This is a genomic window from Marinobacter sp. (assembly GCF_034669625.1).
Taxonomy (GTDB): domain Bacteria; phylum Pseudomonadota; class Gammaproteobacteria; order Pseudomonadales; family Oleiphilaceae; genus Marinobacter.
Genome location: NZ_JAXMOY010000007.1, coordinates 44,324 through 59,605 on the forward strand (window position 1 = coordinate 44,324; position 15,282 = coordinate 59,605).

Here is a 15,282-nt window from a genome sequence, read left to right on the forward strand (position 1 = left end):
TGTTAACGGTTGTGCCGTTTGATCAACTCCCAGGCTTGTTGATAGCGCAGAAGCTGGTCTTTGGCTGCGGCCAGTTCAGGTGGTGACAGGTTTTGTTGTGAGAGTTTGTCTGGGTGACAGGTTGACAGTCGCTTACGGTAAGTGCGTTTCATGGACTCGAAACTGTCTCGGCGGGTAACGCCCAGAATCTCGCAGGCTTGCTCGTAGTTTTTGGGTTTGGCCGCCGTGCCGGCGGAGCGAATCCACACTTTGCTGGCATAGCTGGCAAAGATGTCGTCGCTGATGGCCATCGGCAGGCCGAGGTTGTCGATGGCGTCTTCGCAGCGGTAGCGCCGCTCTTTGCTGGGCTGGCCGAGAATCTGTGCCCCGTGACACAAACACATGGCCATTTTGATCGCCGCGCTAGGAGACAGTTTCGCCAACAGGCGATTCCAGAGTCCGCGGTGCAGCGGCACGCCGCTGGCATTTTTGCCGTGCTGATATTGCTCAATGGCCTTTTTGCGTTGGCGGGTGGATAGGCGCAGCGCTTTCATTAGCAGTTCCGCGTAGCGGATGTCGCCTTCCATCACCCGGCCATCGGCTTTGGCGATATAGCCCAGAAAGAAGAACAGCGGCTTTCGACAACGACGTGGCAATTTGGCTCGTTCGATCAAGGTGTTGGCTTGATGCCCGCAACTGGACAGCTCGCGTAGCAGGTCCAAGAACACCGATTCAATGCTTGCCGGCAAAGACGGTCCTGTGGCTTTGGTCATGGTCGCGGTGTGCTTTCCGTCAGCAAGGTGTCGAGTTGCTCCAGCCGAGCAGGGGTGCCCACATCAATCCAGAGGCCCGAATGTTTCAAACCACGTACTCGCTGTTGTGCCATGGCATCGCGCAGCACCGGGCCAAGTTTGCCAGCGGTATCGTCGAGTTCGCTAAACAAACGGCGGCGCAGAAGGCTTATGCCGGTGAAGGTAAGTTTGGTTTCGCCTTCTGAGGATAGCAGTCCGTCCGGCGATAGCCGGAAATCGCCGTTTTGGTGGTGTTCGGGGTTATTGGTGAGCACCAGCAAGGCATCGCAGTTGGGGGCAGTGGGTGGCTGCAATTGGCCGAGCGGGAAGTCGGTCCAGATATCGCCGTTGATCACCAGAAACCACCCGTCGTCTTCGTCAGCGAGCATGGGCAGGGCGCGCGCGATGCCTCCGGCTGTTTCCAGAGGTTCGCCTTCGGCAGAGTAGTGCAGGTTCAGGCCGAATTGTTGACCGCTGCCCAAGTGTTGTTCGATTTGTTCGCCGAGCCAGGCATGGTTGATCACCACGTCCTGAAAGCCAGCACGCTGAAGATTTTCCAGGTGGTGAACGATCAGCGGCTTGCCGCCGGCTCGAAGCAGTGGTTTCGGCGTGGTCAGCGTGAGTGGACGCATGCGTTCGCCCTTGCCGGCGGCCAGGATCATGGCTTTCACGATGAGCATTTCCCCGGGATGGGCACCGGGCCGATTTTGCTTTCAATGGCCGGGATCACGGTGCCGCACAGCCATTCATGGAAATGCCGGAAGGCTGGCTGACGGGCACTGGCATCGCGGATGTAGCTGACGGTGCGGGGGATATCACCCAGATAACCGGTTTTGCCATCGCGAATCGCCAGGCGGGCAAAAATGCCGGCGGCCTTCAGGTGCCGCTGCATGCCCATCAGTTCGAACCACTGGCGGAAGGTGTCCGGGTCTGCCCTGTGCAGGCCAGCGTTGAGGCTGGCCACGCGGTAGTATTCCAGCCATTCCAGAATTTTCTCTTCCGGCCAGCGCACGTAGCAGTCTTTTAGCAGTGAGACTGTGTCGTAGGTGACGGGACCGGTGACGGCGTCTTGGAAATCAATGACGCCGGGGGCGGTTTGGTCATCGAGGATTAGCAGGTTGCGAGAATGGTAGTCGCGGTGCACGGTAACTACCGGCTCCGTGAGCGCGCTTTCCTTCAACAGGCTGAAGGCGGTGTCCAACAATGCTCGTTCCTGATTGCTGAGGCTCAGCCCGAGATGTTGCTCCAGCAACCAGTCGGGAAAGAGTGCCATTTCCCGGTCCAGCATGGCGTCGTCGTATCGGGGAAGCGGGTAGTCAGCGGGTGCGGACTGTTGTGCGATGCGGACCAGCTCGTCCAAAGCCTGTCGATAATAGGTGTCGGCATTGTCAGCGTTGGTCGCGCCTAGCATCAGGTTGTCGCCGAAATCTTCCAGCAACAGGAAGCCTTGGTTCAGGTCTTCGCCGGCTATGTCGGGCACGTTAATGTGGTGTTGGTGCCAGTGTTTGGCGATGGCAATGAACGGCTCGCAGTTTTCGTGCTCGGGCGGCGCGTCCATCACGATAAACGGCGTGCGCGGCTGCCCGGAGGTTTCCCGCCATACCCGGAAGTAACGGCGGAAGCTGGCATCACCGGAAACGGGTTCCGGGCTGGCGCTGTCAAAACCGGGAAATTGCCTGACCCAGTCGGTCAGCTGCTGTAGACGGGTATCCATGATTTTATGGTAATTCCTGAGTTGTTCTGTTGTGTAGCAACGTTAGCAGAGGAGTATAAAGAGCGTAAAACGGATTTGCAGCGGTGTTTCCGTTAACAAGCTCGGGGGGCGCGTGTAAACTAGGCAGCTGTTCTTGAAAACAGTCATCATTCATTTGAAACAGGAAGCCTGCCGTCGTGCCCAGCCGTTACCGTCAGCTGTTGTGGTTCAAGCCTCGTTTAGCCGGGCTTTTGCTGGCAGTGGTTGTTGCGCCAATGGCTTCCCTGGCCGAAGAGCACGAGGGTAAAACGCCGAGTGCCGCCGAAATGGATTGGCGCCCCAGAAGCGAGTTGCCCCCCGAAGTACAGGCGCAGATTCCGGTGTTTTGCGGAGGCGGGTATTTACCGTCGACCGCAGCAAGTGGCCAGACGCCAATGTTTTCGGCCGGTGCTGCGGGTGATCAGCCTCTGGAAGCCAGCGCGCTGGATGCCCGTTATGAAGTGGATGCCGAGCTGTATCTGAAAGGTGACGTTCGTCTGCGCCAGGGCAGTTTTCAGGCCTCCGGTTCTGAGGCCCGTTATAACACTCAGTCTGGCCAGTTGAATCTTCAAGGCCCCATGGTCAGCCGGGGCGAAGGCTTTCTGTTAACCGGCGATAATGCTAATTATTCGGCCGATTCTGGCCAACTGGATATCAACACGGCCACCTTCCTGCTGCACCGTTCTGAGCTTCGCGGCGAGGCGTCGTCTCTGTCGCGGGTGGGTGAGAATCAGGTAGTGATCACCGATGGTCTGATCACAACCTGTGGCCCGGGTGAGAACGATTGGGCCATTGTCGCTTCCGACATCGAACTGGATCAGGCCGAGGGCTTCGGGACTGCCAAACATGTGCGCCTGGAAGTGCTGGATGCGCCGGTGTTCTACTGGCCCTATATCACCTTCCCCATTGATGATCGCCGCAAGACCGGTTTTCTGTACCCGCAATTTGGTTCGTCCAGTGCCGGCAGCGGTGCGTTCTTTGCTTTGCCTTATTACCTGAATCTGGCTCCTCATTACGACGCCACGCTCACGCCCCAGTACATTCACGGCCGGGGCTTGTTTACTGAAGCAGAAGGGCGTTATCTGAACCGGTATGGCGAATCGGTGTTGCAGCTTGGTTATATCAATGACGACTCCGCCTATAAAGACGAAGTTGCCGGTGCTGACGGTGAACGCTGGGCGTTGGACTTCTCCACACGTGCCAGCTTCGGCGGCGGATGGCGCGGCTACGGAGATTTCGCCGTGGTGTCGGACGACGATTACCTGAGTGATTTGAACCGGTCGCTGGAAATTGACCAAACCACCCATCTGCAGCGTCGAGGCGGGGTGGGCTATTCGGATCAGTACCAGTATTTCAATGCCTATTTGAATGATTATCAGACGATTTCTGAAAGTATTGCCGACGTTGACAAACCCTACGCCCAGCTGCCGGAAGTGCTGTACTCTGGCGCAGTGGATGTCGGTGCGTTCCAGACCGGAATAGAAAGCGAATACACCTGGTTCTACCGGGATAACGACGACCTGACCGGGCTGGATCAGGCCAACGGCCACCGGCTAAGGGCGATTCCCGAAGTCGCGCTGCCCATGCGTGCCTTGTGGGGCTTCAGTAGGCCCTCGGTGAGTCTGGATTACACCCGCTACGAGCTGGACGATTACACCACGGCCAACAGCAGTTTTGACCGCACTGTGCCGGTGTTCGAATGGGATAACGGACTGTATTTCGACCGCCGTTCCAGCCTGTTCGATATTCCTTACAATCAAACATTGGAGCCGCGGCTGTACTACGCTTGGGCCGATGCCGACTCGGATCAGGATGACATCCCGGACTTCGATACCGATGTGAAAAGTTTCCGGTTTGATCGGTTGTTCGAGCGCAATCGTTTTAGCGGCGGCGACCGGGTAGGGGACGCGAACCAGCTGACGGTGTCGTTGACCAGCCGGTTCAACGATCTGGTGACGGGGGCCGAGCGTGCCCGGATCAGTATTGGTCAGATCCGTTATTTTGATGACCGGGACGTGAGTTTATTTGATGAGGGGGCATCGGACCGTGCCAATTCACCGCTGGCGGGCGAGTTGGTATTGAACCCGTTGGATAATCTGGAAATTCGCACCTCGGGCCTTTGGGACCACGACACCCAGAAAACCGAAGAAGGGCGCAGCCAACTGATCTTCCATTCCGAGGATTACCGCTATTTGGCAACGCTGGGGCACACCTACAGTCGCCCGGATGAGATTGAACAAACCGATATTGGCACGGTATTCCCGGTAACCAATAAACTCAGCGCCATCGGCCGCTGGGTGTGGGACTCGGAACTCGACCGCACGGTGGGGTCGCTGGCGGGTCTCGAATATAACAACTGCTGCTGGAGTTTCCAGGTGGTGCACCAGAACTACCTGACCGATGATGAACAACTGGATACCCGTTTGCTGTTCCGTATTGAGCTGAAAGGGCTTGGCGGTAGTGGCGGCGCATCCGACAGCATCGGTGATGCGATCTACGGTTATGACGAGCGCGAACGCCGCCGTTTTGGAACGACGTACCGTTAAAACGAACTAAGGCTGTTAACCCTGACGCACGGCAGGGCGGCTGTGAATTTATAAACCAAGAGGTGACTATGAAGGCGACTGTACGCCACGGACTGACTCTGCTGTTGGCACTGACCATGACGGCCTTGTCAGTGGCAGCCCATGCGGAACGAAAAGTATTGGATCGTGTGGTAGCCATTGTCGATGACGGTGTGATTCTACAAACTGAGCTGGAAGCACGGTTGAACACCATTATCGGCCGCCTGAGCACGCAAGGTACCGGTTTGCCGCCTCGCAAAATGCTGGAAGAACGGGTACTTGAGCAATTGATTGTGGAATCGGTTCAGCTACAAATGGCCGACTCAACGGGCATGCGGATCAGCGACAATGAGCTGAACGAAACCTTGAGTAACATCGCCGCCAGCAACGGTCTGACTCTGGCTCAGTTCGAGGAGCAGCTAGCCGAGGAAGGTGTGACTTACCAGCAGGCTCGGGAGCAGATTCGTAACGAAATGCTGACCAGTCGGGTGCAGCAGAGCCGGGTGGGTAACCGCATTCGGATTACTGACCGTGAGGTGGAAAACTACCTGCAGGCGCAGAAGGCGTCCGGCAGTCAGGGCGCTGAATACCGTTTGGCGTACATCTTTATCCAGGTGGATGATCCCGGTAGCGAAGCGTCTGTGACGGAAGCTCGGGAAACGGCAGAACGTCTGCGAGAGCAAATCCTGAATGGCCGCGACTTCCGGGAAGTGGCGGTCGCCGAATCGGACGCCAGTAACGCCCTGGACGGCGGTGACATGGGCTGGCGCGCGGAAAGCCAGTTGCCTTCACTGGTTGCACCGGTAGTACCAAAACTAGAGGCGGGCACACCGTCGAAAGTTCTGGAAAACAACAGCGGCTTCCATCTGGTGATGGTGATGGACAAGCGTGGTGGTGAGCAGCAAACCTTTATTGAACAGCACCGTGCCCGTCATATTCTGATTCGTCCTTCCGAGGCCGTGACCGAAGTTGAGGCCGAGCGCAAGGTTCGTGACATCTATCAGCAGCTGAAAAATGGTGCCGACTTTGAAGAGCTGGCCCGTGAATTGTCGGATGACCCGGTTTCCGGTTCTGACGGTGGCAATCTGGGTTGGGTTAGCCCCGGCCAGATGGTGCCGGAATTCGAAAAAGGCATGATCGAGGCCGAAGTTGGCGAAGTTTATGGCCCGGTTCGGTCCCAGTTCGGCTGGCATTTGATCTTGGTGGAAGAGCGTCGGAATCAGGACGTCACCGCAGAAAGCCGTGCTTCCAAGGCACGTCAGGCGATTTATATGCGCAAGTTCGAAACCGAACTGCAGAACTGGTTGCGGGAAATCCGTGACGAAGCCTTTGTCGAGTTCAAAGGCGAGTACGCTGATATGAACGAGAGCAGCGAGGAAGAAGAGGCATCATGACGAAACCGGTCATTCTGGCGCTGACCGCCGGCGAGCCGGCCGGAATCGGGCCGGAGCTGTGCTTGCAGTTGGCGGGTGAAAACCGTGGTGCAGGCATTGTGGTGATCGCCGGCAAAAACCTGATGGAACAGCGGGCCCAGCAACTGGGCCTCGCGGTGGAACTGCACGATTGGCAACCGGGCATGCAGCCGGAAGTCCGTGCTGGCCACTTGTCGGTCTTCCATGTTGATGGCTGCCTCTTTACGCAAGCTGGCGAGCTGAATACGGGCAATAGCCAGTACGTACTGGCTACGCTGTCGCTGGCCGCTCAAGGCTGCCTGAACGGTGACTTTGATGGCATGGTGACGGCGCCCGTACACAAAGGTGTGATCAACGAAGCCGGCATTGCGTTCAGCGGCCATACCGAGTTCCTGCAGGAATTATGCGGCGTTGAGCGGGTAGTGATGATGCTGGCCACGGAAGAACTTCGAGTTGCATTGGTAACCACTCACTTACCGTTGAAAGACGTATCGGCGGCTATTACCCCGGAACGTCTGATCCAGGTGACGCGGATTCTGAACGCGGATCTGAAAACCTTTTTCGGTATTGAGCAACCGCGCATTCTGGTGACCGGACTGAACCCCCACGCGGGCGAAGGCGGTCATTTGGGACGGGAAGAAATCGAAGTGATTGAGCCCACGCTGGATCAGCTTCGCCAGGAAAACATACAGCTGACCGGCCCTCTGCCGGCAGACACGTTATTCACACCGCATTGGTTGAACGACGCCGATGCGGTACTCGCCATGTACCACGATCAGGGCTTGCCGGTTTTGAAGTATCAGGGCTTTGGCCGTGCGGTAAATATCACACTGGGGTTGCCGATTGTGCGTACCTCGGTGGATCACGGCACCGCTTTGGACCTGGCTGGCACCGGCAAAGCCGATGCTGGCAGTCTGCATACCGCCATTCGCGTGGGTGAACACATGGCCCGCTGCCGTCAGGCGGCTACAGCCGGAGAACATGAATGAGTAACCAGCATGGCCACAAGGCCCGTAAACGCTTCGGCCAGAACTTTTTGCACGACCCGGGCGTGATCGAAAAAATTGTCCGCTCGATCAATCCGAAGCAAGAAGATGTGATCGTTGAGATTGGCCCGGGTCTGGGTGCGATTACCGAAGAAATTTTGGCGATCAACCCGCGCTTGCAGGTGGTCGAGCTCGACCGGGATTTGATTCCGGTGTTGCGTACAAAATTCTTCAACTACCCGGACTTCCAAATTCACGAAGCCGATGCGCTCAGCTTCGATTTCAGCCAGCTGGCGACTGACCGTCCGCTGCGCATAGTCGGTAACCTGCCGTACAACATCTCGACCCCGCTGATCTTTCACCTGTTGGCGCAGGCCGGTGTGGTGCAAGACATGCATTTCATGCTGCAGAAAGAAGTGGTGCAACGTCTGGCGGCAGTTCCGGGCGACAACAATTACGGCCGCTTGGGCATCATGGCCCAGTACTTCTGCAAAGTGCAGCCGTTGTTTGAAGTGGGCCCGGGTGCGTTCCGGCCAGCACCGAAGGTGGATTCCGCCATTGTTCGGCTAGTGCCTCATAAGGAACTGCCATACCCCGCAAAGGATCTGAAAACCCTTCAGTCGGTCGTGCGGACGGCGTTCAATGCCCGCCGTAAAACACTGCGCAAGGCGCTGGCGGCTATGGTGACGGTGGAGCAACTTCAGTCGCTGGATATCAACGACGGCCTGCGCCCGGAGAACCTGAGCCTGGCGGACTATGTGCGAATTGCTGACCTGCTGACGGATGCGAAATCAGCGAACGGCGGCGCGGAAGAGGTAAGTAATGACTGACTACGCCATTGGCGATATTCAGGGTTGCTATGAACGCTTGCGGGATGTGCTGGCCGCAGTCGATTTCTCTCCCTCGCGGGATCGGCTGTGGGTGGCCGGGGATCTAATCAACCGGGGGCCTTCATCGCTGGCAACCTTGCGTTATCTGGAAGGTTTGGGTGATGCCACCAAGGTGGTGCTGGGCAACCACGACCTGCACCTGTTGGCGGTCGCTCTGGGCGGCCACAGTCCGAAGAAGAAAGACACGCTGCACGACATCCTTGAAGCGCCGGATCGTGACCGCTTGGTGCACTGGCTTCGACAGCAGCAGTTGTGTGTGCACGATGCCGACCGGAACCTGATTATGACCCACGCCGGCTTACCTCATATCTGGGGTGTTGAGCAGGCGGTGGCCTGCGCTAGCGAAGTGGAAACGGTCATCCGAGGAAGCGATGCCGAAGAATACTTCAGCCAAATGTATGGCAATAAGCCCGAGCGCTGGTGTGATACCCTCTCCGGTATGGACCGTTGGCGAGTGATTACTAACTACTTAACTCGCATGCGTTTTATCGCTGAGGACGGGCGTCTGGAATTGACGGCCAAAGAATCGGTAGACAGCGCGCCGGAAGGCTTCGCACCCTGGTTCAGTTACCCCCGGCAGGATGATGTCCAAGTGATTTTCGGCCACTGGGCGGCGATCGAGGGTGACACCGGCAGCGACCGGTTTATCGGTCTGGATACCGGTTGCGTGTGGGGCGGTGCCCTGACGCTGATGAATCTGGATACCGGGGAGAAAGTGCATTGTGATTGCAGTTAGCCCTAAAACCATTGTGTTGCGTTGGGCCTTGGTGGCTGGCGCACTGGTGGGCTTGTTGGCGGTGATGGCCGGCGCCTTCGGTGCCCATGGCCTGCGCCATGTAATTAGCGAGCGCGGGCTGGACGTGTTCCAGACCGCCGTCAGCTATCAGATGTACCACGCCCTGGTGTTGGTTGTTGCGAGTTTGATGCCCGCGCTGCGCCTGAATCACCGTATGCTGACCGTGGCCTGTGGTTTCTGGTTGGCGGGTATCGTGCTGTTTAGCGGCAGTCTGTACCTGTTGGTGCTGACCGGCGCCCATTGGCTTGGGCCGGTAACACCGATTGGTGGAGTGTGCCTGATGATTGGTTGGGCGTTGCTGGTTGCAGCAGCATTGAGACGATGACGGAGACAAGCAGAGCTATGCAGGTTCAGGTTAATGGAGACGTGATGGAACTCTCCAACGGAGTCACCATTTCGGCGTTGATTGAGCACCTTGAGCTGACCGGTAAACGGGTCGCTGTTGAGGTCAACGAGGACATAGTGCCCCGCAGCAAGCACGCGGAATTTACCCTCAGTGAAAACGACCGGGTAGAGCTCGTGCATGCCATCGGTGGTGGTTGATTCCACCTTCTCCGTGGTCGACTCTCACTCGGTTCCAATTCGTGAACGCACCCCTCTTTTTATCATACAACTCAGGTAGGTTATGACAGATACACCGGAAATCCAGCTCCCCGAAGATAAGCCTCTGGAAATTGCAGGTCAGGTATACCAGTCCCGTCTGTTGGTGGGTACCGGGAAATATAACGATCTGATGGAAACGGGCCATGCCATTGAAGCCAGCGGGGCAGAGATTGTGACGGTGGCGGTTCGCCGTACCAATCTTGGGCAGAATCCGGATGAGCCGAATCTACTGGATGTGATTTCACCGGACAGCTACACCATTCTACCGAACACCGCCGGTTGCTACACCGCTAAAGACGCTGTGCGCACCTGCAAGTTGGCCCGTGAACTGCTCGACGGTCGTGATCTGGTGAAGCTGGAAGTGCTGGGTGAGCACAAGACTCTTTACCCGAATATGCCAGAAACGTTGGCCGCCGCTGAAGAGCTGATCAAAGAGGGCTTCAAGGTAATGGTGTACTGCTCGGATGACCCGCTGCTGGCCATGCGTCTGGAAGAGATGGGGTGTGTTGCCATCATGCCGCTGGGTGCACCGATTGGTTCCGGTTTGGGGATTCAGAACCGCTATAACATTCGTTTGATTGTGGAAAACGCCAAGGTGCCAGTGCTGGTTGATGCCGGTGTGGGCACGGCTTCCGATGCGACCATCGCGATGGAGCTGGGCTGTGATGGTGTGCTGATGAATACGGCCATTGCTCAGGCCAAAGATCCGATCAAAATGGCGAATGCCATGCGCTTGGCCATCGAAGCCGGCCGTGAAGCGTATCTTGCGGGCCGCATGCCGAAGAAACTGTACGCCAGTGCATCATCACCCATTGACGGAACCTTCTTTTAATCGCTGTCATTAACGACCCTCTCCCGCCAGAGGAGAGGGCGTATAAAATTAAAACCAGAATTCCAGAGCGCTGTAGTCCTGATATGACCAATCAAAAACCCAGCCGGCGGGAGACGATCCTGCAGGCTCTTGTTGAGCTGCTGCAAAAAGATCCCGGTGCCCGTATCACCACGGCCAGCCTTGCCAAATCCGTTGGTGTTACCGAAGCAGCGTTGTATCGGCATTTTCCCAGCAAGCGGAAGATGTTTGAGGCGCTGATCGAATTCGCCGAAGAGGCGGTGTTTTCCCGCTGTCAGGTCGTTTTGCAAGAGCAGGAAGATGTACGTGTGCGACTGCAGCAGATTGTGCATCTGGCGCTGGTGTTTTCCGAGCGCAACCCAGGGCTGTGCTGCGTGTTAACCGGCGATGCCTTGATGGGGGAAGACGAGTCTCTGCGCAAGCGGGCGTCCCAGTTTTTTGAGCGCTTGGAAACTCAGCTTCGCCAGTCGCTGAAGGAAGGGGAAATCCGGCAGGGCTTACGCCCTCGCACTAGCGCGGCCCGAGGCGCCGATTTTGTGATGGTGTTTCTGGAAGGGCGAATTCAGCGTTTTGTCCGCTCATCGTTCACCCGTTTACCGAGCGCGGATTTCGACGAGGCCTGGGCCTTGGTGTCTGAGGCGGTCTGGGGCTGACTCAGCCCCGGCTTACTCGTAGCCAGAGGCTGTCCGCAGAATCGCGCGTACCGGCTCCCATACCCCTGGTGCGGAAATGAGAATGTCCCGGCCCCACAGGTCCGCAGGGTAATCGGCGGGCACTTCGCCGAAATGGCCCACTGTTGCGCCGGCTTCCCAAGCGATCAGGCGCGCCGCCGCGAAATCCCACGGGCTGACATTTTCGTAGTAAATATCCAGCCGGCCGCAGGCCACCCAGCAAATATCCAGCGCCGCAGAGCCGATTCGACGGAGGTCGCGGCACTGGTGAATCATGGCGTCTAGCCGCTGGATCAACGGTTCCAGATTGTCTTTGGTGTAAGGAAAACCGGTAGCGAACAGCGACTGCCGCAGCGACGTGGCGCCACTGTGTTCGATCGCTTGGCCGTTCAGTGTGGCCCCTTCGCCTTTGGTGGCGCGGAAGGTTTCACCGGGGAAGGGCGCATGGACCACGCCCACTTGCACTTGCCCACGTTCGGCATAGGCAATGGAAACCGCCACCTGCGGGTGCCCGTATGCGTAGTTGACGGTGCCGTCGATGGGATCGACGATCCACAGTGGGGTGTCCAGATGCTCGGCCTGAGTCAGATCCGGCATGGTTTCTTCAGACAGAATACGGTGGTCAGGGAAACGATCACGAATGGCGTTAGTGATAAATTCATCGGCCAGAACGTCGGCGTGGGTGACCAGTTCGGTTTGGCCTTTGTAATCGGTGCGGAGGGTGCTTTCTTCCCGCTCGCGGCGGATCAGCTCGCCGGCCTCTTTGGCCAGAGCTTCGGCGAAATCGGTTATGTCGTGCAGCGACAGAGAATCAGACATGGCACCCCCGGGAGTGATTAAGCGTGAGGGTGCCAGTCTAACATGGTGGGGCGTTACAGGTTGTTCAGCCACTTCTCCATTTTGTCCATGGCCAGCACGATGCGTGGGCAGGCTTTATGGACGAAGTCATCGGCCAGTTCCTGATCGGCGTAATCACCGCCGGCCAAGGCCAGGGCTTGTGCGCCTTCAAAGTCGACAAACGCCAGCCGTGCGCCCATGTGGTCGGGAACAAACCCGAAATCACTGGAGGGCAGGATGGCAACGCCGGTATCTTCCAGCAGTGCGGTACAGAACGCTTGCGAGGTTTTGATGTCTTTGTTGGCCAGTCTTTGGCTGAAATCCGAGAAGTCCGGGAACAGGTAGAAGGCGCCTTCGGGCTTACGCACAATGGCGCCCATTTCACTCAGACGATGGTGAACGTATTCGCCCACCACTTTGAGCACCCGGCGGGACTGATTCAGGTATTCGTTAATGTCTTCACCGCCGTTGAAGGCCGTGATGGCAGCATGCTGAATGGGAGCCGCCGTTGAGGTGAACGTCTCGCTGGCAATGATCGCCATGGCGTCTTGCAGTGGTCGCAGTTCGGGCGGGAAGATGAACGTACCCAAACGCCAGCCTCCGGCGCCCAGCCACTTGCTCATACCTGTGCTGATGATGGTGCCTTCCGGGTAGTAGCGAGCAATGGATTTGTGCCGGCCATCGAAGTGCACTTCGCCGTAAATTTCATCCGACAGCAAGATCAGATTGTACTTGCGCGCCACGTTGGCGATGGCCAGCAACTGGTCGTCGGTGTAGGTGCAACCGGTCGGGTTGGACGGATAGTTCAGGATCAGGATGCGCGGGCGTGACGGGTCGTCCCGGCAGATGATATCCAGTTCTTCGGCGGTCAGCTGCCAGTTGTTCTCCGCATGGGTAGGAAGCCAATGGACCGAGCGGCCGATGATACGGGCCTGCGGAGCATAAGACACCCAGCTCGGGCGTGGGATCAGCAAGTCGCCGTAATAGGCCAACTGAAGTATGAACAGCAACTCTTTGGAGCCCGGGCCAATCAGCACGTCTTCCCAGGTAGAGCGCATGCGCTCGCTGCGATTGATATAGCCGGAGATGGCTTCTCGCAGACCTTTAAGACCTTTTACCGGAAGGTAGTCCTTCTCGTGCGCGTGATCTTTGAGGGCTTCGACCACTCGCTTCGGCACCGGGAACGGTGACTGCCCCAGGCCCAGTTTGATGATGTCTTTGCCTTCCGCGCGCAGCTGATTGCTTTGCTCGTTGATGCGAAGGGTAGCCGAAGGCTGAATGCCCCGAACGTTCAGGTTGATCGCGTAGAGGTGATCTTTTTTGATGTCCATTGTTCCCGTCTGTTGGTAGGAGGTGACAATGGCAGTATAGGCCCGTGCAACAGGCCTGTGTTCGGTATAGACGTAGGGATTTCCCGTTACGCTATCCTGAGGGCTGTCATCATTTGGATTTTATCCACACTTCCACCCGGCCATTGCGCTGATTGCCCGAGCCGCCGACGGGCATGTAGTGGCCGTAGCCGGTGTAGGAGACATACTGAATGCCCAAGTGGTTCAGGGCGCGGCGAACCGACAACGCCCTCAGTTCGGAGATCATCTGCGCGCGCAGCTCATCGCTTTGAGCGTCGGCAAAACCAATGAGCAGCAGGTCGTCGGCAGAGCGATGGTGTTGCTCCAGATAGTGTTTTACTCGTAACAGATCCCGGTGGGCTTTGTTGTCCAGTTTGGTGCGGCCTTCCGAAAAGCGGAAGTTGACGGTCAAGCGCTGGTAGCTTCGGGTCAGGCGCTTGAAGCTTTCCGGAACCGAGGCATCCAGCTCGGGCTTCACGGCGATTGGGTTCTGGGAAATAAAACCAGAGCCCGCTACCCGAGCCTGACCTTCAGCGCTCAGGGCATAATCGATCAGCCCTTGCGCCAGTTCCGGTGTTTGCTCGCCCAAGGTGTACATGAACAACCGTCGCGACAGCGGGTAGTCCTCGCTGGCGACGGTCAGCTGATTGGGTTTCAGAGCCGGGGCATCGCCGTCGGAAATGGCGAGCAGCTTGCTGTCACGAACAGAGGCCAGTCCGGCAAAACCAATGCTGTATGGGTCGCGGGAGACGTCATCGGACAGCTGATCGTTCGATTCGTATCGGAGGGCTGAATCATGCAGGGGCGCCGTTTTTCTGAGCACCAGCGTCTTGAAGGTATCCCAGGTGCCTGAGCGGTCGTCTCGCGCGTACAGGCGAATGGGATTGTTGCTTCCGCCGATCTCCGCCCAGTTTCGGATTTGGCCGCTGAACACCTTTCGAAGTGTTTCAATGCTCATCTGGCTGACCGGATTTGAGTGGTGGACCAGAACGGCGAGGCCATCGATGGCAATCACGTGTTCGCTCTCGAGTCCGCTGAGGTCTGTAGTTTGGCTAACCTGCTCCACTTCGCTGGGACGTGCGGGGCGAGAAGAAGCCCAAATATCGGCTTGACCATTTGCCAAGGTGCGAAAGCCAGTGCTGGAACCATGGGCGGCGACCAGTACGGACAATTTTTTACCTTGTTGACTGGCGACCAGTATCTGTTCGTTTTCGCGGGAAGTCGGTTGGCGGTAGATCTTATCGTTGGTCAGCTGCTCCAGATAACCTTCGACCAGCGATGGCGCCAGAGTGGCTCCAACGGTGTTGGAACCATGAATCTCAAGTTCATGGGCCAAGGCGAGTGAAGGTAGTGCCAGCGCTGCGCAGACTACAAAACGGATGAGTGAAGCTCGGGAGGGTGTAGGCATTTATGAAAACCCATGCAGGACGATTGCGATGGGGGCAGGATGCTACAGAAATGTGACATCTGTGTTTCAGAAATCAGAATTTATGGGGTTCGAGCTCCATCTGAATGATTTTGCGCCCGAGCATGATGATTCGGCCGGTATAGCGTTCTTCACCCGTGGTGGTGAAATCAAACAGAAATCGGCGCCAGACCCGAACGCTGCCGGTGTCGTCACGCTTGAACCAGATGCCTCTGAGAAAGACGGCGTCGTCCAACAGCATCACATCCATGGTTTTGCAGTAACGACGAGCAGCGTCCATTACAAAGTCTTTGATGGCTTTTGCTTGCCACCAGTACCAAGCGGCGAAGCCTGCTGTGAAAATCCAGAAGAGGGTTCCGAGAGTCAAAGTGCGGGCGGCCCTGTTGATGGTTTGGG

16 protein-coding genes are annotated in these 15,282 nt (G+C 57.3%); 9 read left to right on the forward strand and 7 right to left on the reverse strand.

What is annotated here, in order from left to right; genetic code table 11:
- Positions 1–2: 2 nt before the first annotated feature.
- Genes VOI14_RS08240 through VOI14_RS08250 form a run of 3 tightly spaced genes read right to left on the reverse strand, consistent with a single transcriptional unit; the run spans position 3 to position 2,484 of the window.
- Entirely contained in the window at positions 3–752 is a 750-nt protein-coding gene (locus VOI14_RS08240) for a molecular chaperone DjlA (RefSeq protein ID WP_323751565.1), read from the reverse strand.
- The gene (murU, locus tag VOI14_RS08245; protein WP_323751566.1) at positions 749–1,441 is read right to left on the reverse strand and encodes an N-acetylmuramate alpha-1-phosphate uridylyltransferase MurU; all 693 of its coding nucleotides are present in this window, start codon (positions 1,439–1,441) and stop codon (positions 749–751) included. Before murU ends, VOI14_RS08240 begins: the two co-directional genes overlap by 4 nt.
- On the reverse strand, positions 1,438–2,484 hold the full coding sequence (locus VOI14_RS08250; protein ID WP_323751567.1) for an aminoglycoside phosphotransferase family protein: 1,047 nt from the start codon (positions 2,482–2,484) through the stop codon (positions 1,438–1,440). Before VOI14_RS08250 ends, murU begins: the two co-directional genes overlap by 4 nt.
- Positions 2,485–2,738: 254 nt before the next feature.
- On the opposite strand from VOI14_RS08250, the gene VOI14_RS08255 reads away from it, so the two are divergent.
- The 9 genes from VOI14_RS08255 to slmA all read left to right on the forward strand — a co-directional run bounded on the left by VOI14_RS08255 (position 2,739) and on the right by slmA (position 11,256).
- Positions 2,739–5,048, forward strand: coding sequence for an LPS-assembly protein LptD (locus tag VOI14_RS08255; protein ID WP_323751668.1), 2,310 nt, complete (start codon positions 2,739–2,741; stop codon positions 5,046–5,048).
- A gap of 68 nt (positions 5,049–5,116) precedes the next feature.
- Positions 5,117–6,460 carry a peptidylprolyl isomerase gene (locus tag VOI14_RS08260; protein WP_323751568.1) on the forward strand — a complete coding sequence of 448 codons (1,344 nt, stop codon included), beginning with the start codon at positions 5,117–5,119 and terminating at the stop codon, positions 6,458–6,460.
- The gene (gene pdxA, locus VOI14_RS08265) at positions 6,457–7,467 is read left to right on the forward strand and encodes a 4-hydroxythreonine-4-phosphate dehydrogenase PdxA (RefSeq protein ID WP_323751569.1); all 1,011 of its coding nucleotides are present in this window, start codon (positions 6,457–6,459) and stop codon (positions 7,465–7,467) included. Before VOI14_RS08260 ends, pdxA begins: the two co-directional genes overlap by 4 nt.
- Positions 7,464–8,294: a 16S rRNA (adenine(1518)-N(6)/adenine(1519)-N(6))-dimethyltransferase RsmA gene (gene rsmA, locus VOI14_RS08270; protein ID WP_323751570.1), complete on the forward strand. Its 831-nt coding sequence runs from the start codon at positions 7,464–7,466 to the stop codon at positions 8,292–8,294. The genes pdxA and rsmA overlap by 4 nt, the downstream gene beginning before the upstream one ends.
- Positions 8,287–9,090, forward strand: a complete 804-nt coding sequence (locus VOI14_RS08275) for a symmetrical bis(5'-nucleosyl)-tetraphosphatase (RefSeq protein ID WP_323751571.1) — start codon at positions 8,287–8,289, stop codon at positions 9,088–9,090. The genes rsmA and VOI14_RS08275 overlap by 8 nt, the downstream gene beginning before the upstream one ends.
- 64 nt (positions 9,091–9,154) lie before the next feature.
- Complete coding sequence (locus VOI14_RS08280; RefSeq protein ID WP_323751669.1) at positions 9,155–9,475, forward strand: DUF423 domain-containing protein; 321 nt, start codon at positions 9,155–9,157, stop codon at positions 9,473–9,475.
- A gap of 17 nt (positions 9,476–9,492) precedes the next feature.
- A complete protein-coding gene (gene thiS, locus VOI14_RS08285) occupies positions 9,493–9,693 on the forward strand; it encodes a sulfur carrier protein ThiS (protein WP_323751572.1) in 201 nt (66 codons plus the stop codon).
- An 82-nt stretch (positions 9,694–9,775) separates the two neighbouring features.
- Positions 9,776–10,585 (forward strand): thiazole synthase, encoded by an 810-nt coding sequence (locus VOI14_RS08290; protein ID WP_323751573.1) that lies wholly within the window; start codon positions 9,776–9,778, stop codon positions 10,583–10,585.
- Positions 10,586–10,668: 83 nt separating this feature from the next.
- Complete coding sequence (gene slmA, locus VOI14_RS08295) at positions 10,669–11,256, forward strand: nucleoid occlusion factor SlmA (RefSeq protein ID WP_323751574.1); 588 nt, start codon at positions 10,669–10,671, stop codon at positions 11,254–11,256.
- 12 nt (positions 11,257–11,268) lie between these two features.
- Here slmA and VOI14_RS08300 read toward each other — a convergent pair whose 3' ends face one another.
- The 4 genes from VOI14_RS08300 to VOI14_RS08315 all read right to left on the reverse strand — a co-directional run bounded on the left by VOI14_RS08300 (position 11,269) and on the right by VOI14_RS08315 (position 15,253).
- A complete protein-coding gene (locus VOI14_RS08300) occupies positions 11,269–12,093 on the reverse strand; it encodes an inositol monophosphatase family protein (protein ID WP_323751575.1) in 825 nt (274 codons plus the stop codon).
- 53 nt (positions 12,094–12,146) lie between these two features.
- The gene (locus VOI14_RS08305; protein WP_323751576.1) at positions 12,147–13,442 is read right to left on the reverse strand and encodes a pyridoxal phosphate-dependent aminotransferase; all 1,296 of its coding nucleotides are present in this window, start codon (positions 13,440–13,442) and stop codon (positions 12,147–12,149) included.
- A gap of 109 nt (positions 13,443–13,551) precedes the next feature.
- Positions 13,552–14,868 carry a substrate-binding domain-containing protein gene (locus VOI14_RS08310; protein ID WP_323751577.1) on the reverse strand — a complete coding sequence of 439 codons (1,317 nt, stop codon included), beginning with the start codon at positions 14,866–14,868 and terminating at the stop codon, positions 13,552–13,554.
- 73 nt (positions 14,869–14,941) lie between these two features.
- A complete protein-coding gene (locus tag VOI14_RS08315; RefSeq protein ID WP_323751578.1) occupies positions 14,942–15,253 on the reverse strand; it encodes a DUF3301 domain-containing protein in 312 nt (103 codons plus the stop codon).
- Between the last annotated feature and the right edge of the window lie 29 nt (positions 15,254–15,282).

Coding starts and splice junctions, on each gene's coding strand:
- VOI14_RS08290 (WP_323751573.1), top strand. CDS start 9,776: ATGACAGATACACCGGAAATCCAGCTCCCCGAAGATAAGCCTCTGGAA.
- slmA (WP_323751574.1), top strand. CDS start 10,669: ATGACCAATCAAAAACCCAGCCGGCGGGAGACGATCCTGCAGGCTCTT.
- VOI14_RS08310 (WP_323751577.1), bottom strand. CDS start 14,868: ATGCCTACACCCTCCCGAGCTTCACTCATCCGTTTTGTAGTCTGCGCA.
- VOI14_RS08260 (WP_323751568.1), top strand. CDS start 5,117: ATGAAGGCGACTGTACGCCACGGACTGACTCTGCTGTTGGCACTGACC.
- VOI14_RS08255 (WP_323751668.1), top strand. CDS start 2,739: ATGGCTTCCCTGGCCGAAGAGCACGAGGGTAAAACGCCGAGTGCCGCC.
- pdxA (WP_323751569.1), top strand. CDS start 6,457: ATGACGAAACCGGTCATTCTGGCGCTGACCGCCGGCGAGCCGGCCGGA.
- VOI14_RS08275 (WP_323751571.1), top strand. CDS start 8,287: ATGACTGACTACGCCATTGGCGATATTCAGGGTTGCTATGAACGCTTG.
- VOI14_RS08250 (WP_323751567.1), bottom strand. CDS start 2,484: ATGGATACCCGTCTACAGCAGCTGACCGACTGGGTCAGGCAATTTCCC.
- VOI14_RS08240 (WP_323751565.1), bottom strand. CDS start 752: ATGACCAAAGCCACAGGACCGTCTTTGCCGGCAAGCATTGAATCGGTG.
- thiS (WP_323751572.1), top strand. CDS start 9,493: ATGCAGGTTCAGGTTAATGGAGACGTGATGGAACTCTCCAACGGAGTC.
- VOI14_RS08280 (WP_323751669.1), top strand. CDS start 9,155: ATGGCCGGCGCCTTCGGTGCCCATGGCCTGCGCCATGTAATTAGCGAG.
- rsmA (WP_323751570.1), top strand. CDS start 7,464: ATGAGTAACCAGCATGGCCACAAGGCCCGTAAACGCTTCGGCCAGAAC.
- VOI14_RS08305 (WP_323751576.1), bottom strand. CDS start 13,442: ATGGACATCAAAAAAGATCACCTCTACGCGATCAACCTGAACGTTCGG.
- VOI14_RS08300 (WP_323751575.1), bottom strand. CDS start 12,093: ATGTCTGATTCTCTGTCGCTGCACGACATAACCGATTTCGCCGAAGCT.